The 8,159-nt window shown below is 48.9% G+C and carries 5 protein-coding genes; all 5 read right to left on the bottom strand.

Annotation, left to right across the window (positions count from 1 at the left end):
• Positions 1-24: 24 nt before the first annotated feature.
• Positions 25-810, bottom strand: coding sequence for a PEP-CTERM sorting domain-containing protein (locus DXZ20_RS08645; RefSeq protein WP_163668685.1), 786 nt, complete (start codon positions 808-810; stop codon positions 25-27).
• A gap of 317 nt (positions 811-1,127) precedes the next feature.
• Positions 1,128-2,096: a lysylphosphatidylglycerol synthase transmembrane domain-containing protein gene (locus DXZ20_RS08650; RefSeq protein WP_250565682.1), complete on the bottom strand. Its 969-nt coding sequence runs from the start codon at positions 2,094-2,096 to the stop codon at positions 1,128-1,130.
• Positions 2,097-2,203: 107 nt separating this feature from the next.
• Entirely contained in the window at positions 2,204-5,530 is a 3,327-nt protein-coding gene (locus DXZ20_RS08655; RefSeq protein WP_163697650.1) for an ArnT family glycosyltransferase, read from the bottom strand.
• Positions 5,523-7,142 (bottom strand): tetratricopeptide repeat protein, encoded by a 1,620-nt coding sequence (locus tag DXZ20_RS08660; RefSeq protein WP_250565683.1) that lies wholly within the window; start codon positions 7,140-7,142, stop codon positions 5,523-5,525. The genes DXZ20_RS08655 and DXZ20_RS08660 overlap by 8 nt, the downstream gene beginning before the upstream one ends.
• Positions 7,139-8,159: efflux RND transporter periplasmic adaptor subunit (locus DXZ20_RS08665; protein ID WP_250565684.1), on the bottom strand; the 1,021-nt coding region annotated here is incomplete at its 5' end. The genes DXZ20_RS08665 and DXZ20_RS08660, both read right to left, overlap by 4 nt.

The raw sequence follows: 8,159 nt of genomic DNA on the forward strand, positions 1-8,159 counted from the left end.
ACAGGCAAGAGTAGCAATCCCTCTCTAACCTGGCTGTTGTTGGTAACGCCGTAGTAAACCTAGCCCAACCATTGCTAATCCCACTAAAGCTGTAGGTTCAGGTACAGCTGTTGCAGTGGAAGAGAGGGAGGAATTCTCTTTATGTAGAACAAGCTTGGCCTCACGAATAATCGCGTCATCCATGTAAATAAATGGAATGGCATGCTTCTCATTGGCAATGGTGTAATCTGACATCTCTCCAGCCCAGGAGTTAGGATCGTACCAGGTATTCGTATGGTCAGTATCGTCAAAGAAAGCTGTCATGACATCATCTACAGTAAAGCCATGATCTAACAGACTTACTGAGAAGCTACCGGCTTCACCCACCTTGGGAATGCTAGCAACAGAAGGCACCTTAATCAGAGCGGCATCGGTAGGCGCTACTTCTGAACCTAAACCAAATCGCATGCCGCCAATGCCAGGAATACCCACCCAATCAGTGGTAACTCGAACGTTCGTTACTTCAATATCTAAAAAGATAAGTTCAGCGGAGACAAGGTCACTGCCATCTGCCAAAAATGCATCTAATAATTCTTGATTTTTATTAAAGTCAAACGTCCAACTAACACTCTCGTCAATACCGTTACCTACGGTTGAGTTACGACCGCTACGGCGAATTTGAAAATCTCGGGACTTAAATCCCTCACCGCGCCCAGCGTTTTCTAACGTTTGACCATATCCACTCTTCACCTGGGCATCAGCTTGAGCTGCACTAGCGGTGGAAAATGCAACCCCAATGGCTAACCCAGTGGCTAATATTTGCTTCAACATGACGATTCTTTTCAAGCCAACAATTGATAGGAGAGGCACCTGTTTGTATTCTTAGAATACTGATGTAACAATAGATACGAAATCGGCTAATTTGCTTACTTTTACAGAGATGGAGATCTTCTATGGATAAGACATCTAGGTGTTTTTGTGGAAACCCTGTAGATTGCCTATATGAAACGCGTATAAATCTCCTTAAAGTTCGGTGCTTTCATAGAATCAGACTGTCTGTTGTTATCTTTTTACTTGAGTAAAATGGTCAATTTTGCGGACTTTTGATAACGACAACAGGTTGGTTAATCTGTTCTTAAACCCTTGCTTTACTTGCCTAAATTTAGGCCTTTGCTAATTCGTTGCCAATCAGAAGTATTTAACAACAAAATGATCCCACCAGGGATACTGAGGAGCCATCCCAATACGGTCACGGTTAAAGACAGTAACAGGGCCTCTTCTGCCCCCAAACCTACCCGACTAAACAGATATACCCACAAACCTTCTTTGAGGCCTAACCCTCCTAGGGAAATGGGCAATAGGGTAATGACGACGACGATGGGGATAAATACGAGTAGGGCTAAAAATGAGATGCTAATGCCCAGTTGGTGAGCAATGATCGTGTGATAAACCACTATGCCTAACTGCAATATAAGGGATAGGCCAATGGATGATGCTAACGCTGGGCGGTCCTTGGAAAATTGCCACAATAGGTGTTGGATTTTAGCAAACCGGACTGCGATCGCAGCCAACCTAAACCGTCTTAACCAAGGGGCTGCCCACCGTAACAACTGGGGGCTCATAATCAGCAGTACCGCCCCTACCAAGGCTCCCACCGCCCCTAAAAATAGAGCAATAATGTCCCAGCGCCCCACCAGCTGAAACGCGGGGGCCAACCCCATCACAGCGATGGCGGACAGGGCCGCTAACCCCGTAAACCGTTCTAAAAATACCGACACCAGGGCCGCTTCAGAATCTTGAGTTGCCTGGTTCACCTGATACACCCGATAGACATCTCCCCCCAGGGAGCCGGGTAAAAAGATATTTAGCCACATGCCCACAAAATAGCTGGACATGAGCTGCCCCATCGGCACGTTATAGCCCTGGGAACGCAATACAATTTGCCAACGCCAGCAGCTAAGCCACTGGAGAACGGTATAAAACAACAAGGCAAACAACACAAACGGTAATGATAAGGTGTGGAGCTGTTGCCAGGCTTGAGTAAAATCAATGTGTGTAAAAACAAATATGAGAAGAATTACACTAACAGTAATTTTAAGAAGGATAAGTGGTTTCATAGGTAAGGAGCAAGCCATCAATAAATTCCAAAATTTGGAAGTTAATTGATCTGATTTCTTAAGTAGATCAGGTCAATTCTTTGACAAAAAGAATCAGTCTTACCCCCCTAATATGCCCCTAAATCCCTGCCCTGCTCTGGCGTATGGGGTATCCATCCATCGGCGGGATCCCATAGCCGTAAGCTAGTACCAAAGCTGTCGTATACGGGTTTGCCCGTGGTTTGGATATATTCCAACATTTGGGCACTGAGACGGCTCTGGCGAGCATCATCGACATGGATCCAGACTCGCGGCGATGTTTCTAGTATGCGCTCCAGTTGATCTAAATTACTAATCACCACGCCACCGCCCCAGCGGTCTAGCAGGCGACCATCACGCCAGTACGTGGCATCAAAAAACCAGGTACCCATAAGAAAGTAATCGACCGGCCCAATGGTGATTGGTCCAAAGGAAGGGGTGGGGGAAATAATGACGTCTCCTGGCTGACGATGGTCACGGATATATTCAAAAATTTCGGTGTTGTGGCGACCAATGGCCTGGGAATAGCTCTGAGCTATGCGCCCGAGTTCTAAGTTGCTGATAAGTAGCAGTACTAAACAAAGACTCACCAGGCCATGGACCGGAAAGTGTTGGAATCGTCCCTGTTTAATGGTGTGGATCAGACCTTGGCTAATTGAGATCGCGCTATACACCGACAGCATGATAAATAGGGGATACACTGAGTAGGCATAGCGTTCAGCAATTTGATAGGTGAGCAGGGTTAATACCAACAGATTGAGCAGCACAAAGCTAAACAAATATAAAACCAGACCCGCTTGCCGACGAAGAAAATAAATTGCCCCAACCAGGAAAAATGCTGTGTAGAGAATCTCCAATCGGTTTGGCCCCACAAAAAAGCAAGCCAAAAACCCTGTCACGTTAAGTAAATGGGGTTTGAGATAAGACGACGTACTGGCAGACAATGCTGTCCAGGGGGTGAGGCACTTAATTTTAAAAAAGATAATGTCATAGGCAAAGATGATCATCACCATGATGGCGTTTAACCATAGCCGCCAGTCCGCTTGCCAACGAAATCGAGGGGCAAAACAAAGGTAACCCAATAAAAAACCTGGGGTAATGGTCAGACTGACTTCTTGAATCAGCAAGGTGGCTGTTAGGGCAATAAAAAAGACATATTGATAAAATCGCCCACCCCTGTCGATAAACCCCCGAATAAAGGCCCACAGGGCCAGCAGGGTTGTAAACTGCACCATTTGGTAAAACCGAATAAACCGAGAATACCAAATCTCCCAGGGGTTCAACGCCAGTATAAGTGTCACCACCAAGGCTATCCATACGCGACCCGTGACGCGCCGCGTAATCAAAAACACCAGCACCAGCACCCCGGTACCAAACATGACGGAGAAAAACCGGGCGTTAAAGATAGAGTCCCCCACCAGACGTAGCCAGAGGGCTAGTAAGTAGTGAAATATAGGCCCCCGCGTATACCAAATACCTGATGTGGCTAGGGGAGAGCCCGTGCGCAAAATACCACGGGTGGCATCGTAGGAGGTGTTTTCGTCGGAGTCGAGGTCTTCCTTGGTGAGGCGATACAGACGTAAACAGAAACCGATAAAAACAATGCTGCCTAAAACTGTGGAACGCTGCCAGGCGGGTCCTGTTTCTAAGGTTGCCAACAGCTTAGAGCTCAGGTCCTCTAGCTGGCTTAGTAACTGCCATCGTATGGTGATGACCAGTCCCCCCAGGATGATAAAGATTAGCCATGGGGGCATGGATTGGCTAAATAACAATCCTAGTCCAAGGGCACTGGTTCCAACAGTTATTCCATAGCGCTGCCAGCGGGGACAGTCCCTGCTTATGAGGCTGAGCAACAGTACCAGCAGGCTGCCCAGTAACAAGGTGCGATCGCTCCCCGGTTGCGCAAACCAAATGCCCCAGGCTCCCTCACCATGGCGATGCTTGAGTAAGGTCATCCCCATCAACAATACTAACGATGGCAGCAGTACCTCAGCCCCGGCTACCAGAGAACCAGATGAGCCGCGTAACCACAGATGCCCCACTCCCCAAGCCAGGGCAAAACTGACCCCACAGCCCAGCCACCACCACATCAGTTGATGCCCCACATACCAGCCGATGCACTGCAAAAATGGATGGCCCAAAAAGTGATGAATAAACTCCTGGCCCATCACCTGGCGCACGATGACAACGGGTGTGTCTGTTAGCAGTGAGGATTGGTTTTTCTCGTGGAGAGAAACGCCCCCATGCCAATCACCATCGGTATGTACGGCAGATAAAATCTCTCCCTGGTCAGACTCCGCCCAGGCATCGAGAAAAACGCTCAGGGACTCATTGCCAATATCTCTGGCCCAGGCCGATCCTCCGGATTGAGTTAAGGGCACTTCCCCCTGATTAGATTCCGCCCAGGCATCGGCAAAAATGCTTGGGGGTTCCTCATCAGTGTCCTGGGTCCAGGTGTCATCCACCGGTTGGTTTAAATGGACGGCCACAATATTTTTGCCAGGTTTGACGTAGGCTGTCACATCAAACATGCGCAGCTGCTTACCCTGGGTAGAGGACTGAATATCCACCAAACGGTCGTTAATAAACACCGCTGGCTCGCCTATGGCGGCGTAGCGTAACACACTGCGAGTTGCATGGTGGGGCACTTGCCAGGTTTGATAGAGCCATGGTGCTGATGTGGTAATCCATGAACCATGCACCGGTTGGTCAAATAAACGCTGGCTCAGGCGAGTGTAGGTGGTCTCATGCACAGGTCCCAGGGCCAAGGCCTGAGGCCACTCGGTATCGTCAAATTCCAGATGAAACCAGCGCACCGCTGATCGATTTTCAGCTAACGTAGCCATTTTCCACGGTGTGGCACCAGTGGAGAGATTGATGGGGGAGAATTCCTTCTCAGGTAAAACCTGTCCTTCTACGGCAATCCGAGGAGATTTAGTGCCCTTTTGCACTTCGATAGCAATGACATTTTTGCCCGCTCTCACATAGTTGGTCAGGTCTAAATACACTGAAATCTTCCAATCAGGAGAACTGGCCATCACGTAGTTTAGCCCGGTTTTCGCAGCGTAGGGGAGAGTTTCGTTAAACTCCTGCAACGGCACCTTACGACGATAGGCTAATCCTTTGGGACTATTCAGTGCCCCATTTTCACGAATGACCGATTGGCGACCGTTAATGTTAAAGACAAAGTCATCGTCGGCACTGATGCGTACCCAGGCGGCCTGAACACTCTCAGGACCATAGAAGGTGTGTCTGGTGTAAAATCGGTGGCTGGGCGCAGGGGACGTAATCCATTGCACATCGGGGGACCAGTGTACGGGGGTGAGTGGCCCCGTAGATGGCCGCCAGATTGAAAATCCCAGGCTTCCCCAGAGACAGCCTAACAGTAGCAAAACGGCTAACCAGCGCTTACTCATGGGTCTTGGTCTCCTCGCCCCAGGCGTCAGAATCTACTGAGCGACGGTAGGACTCCCAAGCTGCATCCAGATCACCGCGATGGTAGGCTGCCCAGGTTTTGTGGACATGGGCCTGTCCCATCAGGCCAATATTGGGGGACTGAAAATAGGTTTGTTCGTTAAGAATGGTGGTTGCGATCGCAGCCGATGCCTCAAACTGTTGATCAATAGCCTTGACGATCATCAAATCGTATAGGGCTTGAATATGGCCAGGAAATATAATCAAGGCTTGCTCTAAAAACTCACTCGTACCGCCAGATTTACGATTATTGAGCTGACGTTGACTGTTGGGAGCAATGGGATTTAGAGGACTATTGGAGAAATTGGGGTAGTTGTTACCGTGGGGGGAAAACGGCAGCGTTGGCGCATTGAAGTACACGATGCCCTGATTAATCAGGGCTGCTGCCAAATGCTCTCGAATCACCCATAGGTGTGGATGCAGATGTAATGCCTGCCTTAAGTAGGGTATGGCCTGGGCAAAGTCGTGCCCCTGATAGTAGGCCATCCCCTGATAAAAGGCTGTCAGCCCCGCATCTCCTTGGCCACCATAATGTTGAGCTTTGCCATACCGCATCCAAGCATGGGGGTCCCCCTGAACGGGGGGATAAACGCGCATCAACCAGGGACTTTGTTGGATCACTGTTGCATAATTACCACGGGCATAGGCCACCTCCAAAGACCGATCCCAAAGGTTGGCTCCGATCATGTGGGAGAGCAGTAAGCATAGAATGAGCGCTACAATCGGTAGACCTGTGCGCAGATCCTGGTAGAGAATCCCAAGACGTCCTTTTTCATCCTTAACCGTCCCATGTATGCCGTTGGCGTCAACTTCGCTCAGCCATTTTTCACAGCTGACATCTCCTGGTACTTCTGGGGCGACAATGCCAACAACTTTGCTTAGAAGGCGCTTATCCTTATCCTTATTCTTAACCTCTAGTTTCCTGGAGAGAGGTTTTAGATAGACTGCCAACAACAGAATGGTTAATCCCACAATTGTTAAGCTCCAGCCTTTACCAATAAAGGCAAAGAACCCATTGCCATAGCCCAACCCATCCAGTAAAACGTGGTCCCATTGGGAAAGCTGAAAAAACCGACTATCCGGCATGTTAAACGTGGCTAACGTGGGGAGCGGTTGGAATTGAGCCAGTGAAATAAACTGTTTCCAGTGGTTGTGAACATCAGCAAAACTTGTTTCTACCTGGATATTGACCTGTTCCAATTGATGCCAATAGGACAGAGCTAAAAATGCCTGCTGTGGACACCAAGTCATCAGGCCATAGGGAAACAACAATGTTAGCCCCAGGGAACTCCACAATACCCATCGTAGGGGGTTTGTTCCGTGCCAGGGCATTAACCCAAAGCCGAGCCCCACAGCCAATAACACTCCAGCCGAAACCAGTTGGCCTGAGGGCCAACTATTGATGTGCAACGTTTCTAAATTCTCAGCAGGCAGGTGGTACCAGCTATAGCGGAGACTGATTAACAGGATGAGAAGTCCGACCAGTCCCGTTTGACGTCCACGGTTTAACCCCTGTATCAGGCGATATAGTGTCTGAACGCTATACATAATCATGGTAAATCTTGAAACCTGGCAGCATCCGGTTTAGCTGTAGTGGAAGTCACCCGATCGCCAGGCTGTAACACCCGTGGATCAAGAATCACCTGTTCTCCGATTTCTAGACCAGAGATAATCTCACGACTATTGTCAAACCGCTGCCCCACCCCTACCTGACGCACAACTGCCTGCCCACTTTCAATCACCATCACCATGGCTTCGCCCTCAGAAATATGGGTGATGGCTCGCTCTGGCACTTGAACCGCTCTCTGTGATGAATTAAAGGCGGCGAAACCCTGCAGCCCAGGGGACATTGGTAACCCTTCCACCTTGATCCAAACTGAGTAGGTATATTGACGATTGATACTAACCTTTCCCAGTCGAAACCCCTCAGTCTCAACGGCTGGATTGATGCGGACCACACTGCCACTAAATGTTTTTCCTGGATAAGCCACCAAACGGACAGTGACCGGATCACCGACACGAATAGTGTCAAGCCGGACCTGATCGACAAATGCTTCGAAGGCAACATTCTGACTCAGGGTAATCAGGGCTTCTTCTCCAATTTCATAAAAGTCTCCGGCATCAACATTGACTTTGCTAATCAGGCCGTCACTCACCGCATAGAGTAGGGTTTTATCTAACAGCCCCTCAGTCTCATTAACGATCGCTTCAGCTTTTTCTACGTCTAATTGCAGGCTTTTCAGCGTTACTGATTGGGTTTGGCGCAAATTAGCCAGCTGTTGTTTAGCGGCTGATAAATCAAGCTCACGTTCTAGAAAAAAGTCACGGTTAATAAATTGGGAGTTCTGGTCTAAAAAATCTCCCCGACTAGCATTCTCAAATTCTTGTAATCTCGCCGCATACAGATCTTCCGCATCCAGTAGACGAAATTCGCTGACAGCTCCCTGCTTGTGCAGATAACGTATGCTTTCAAGACGTTCTCGTGCATTTTCTAACCGTACACGGGTTGCAGTTCTCTCTTGTTCAATTTGTTGCTGAATGCGGACGTTGCTATCTTGCACTCTCGCTGTC

It is taken from the genome of Adonisia turfae CCMR0081 (genome assembly GCF_011009555.1).
GTDB lineage: Bacteria > Cyanobacteriota > Cyanobacteriia > Phormidesmidales > Phormidesmidaceae > Leptothoe > Leptothoe turfae.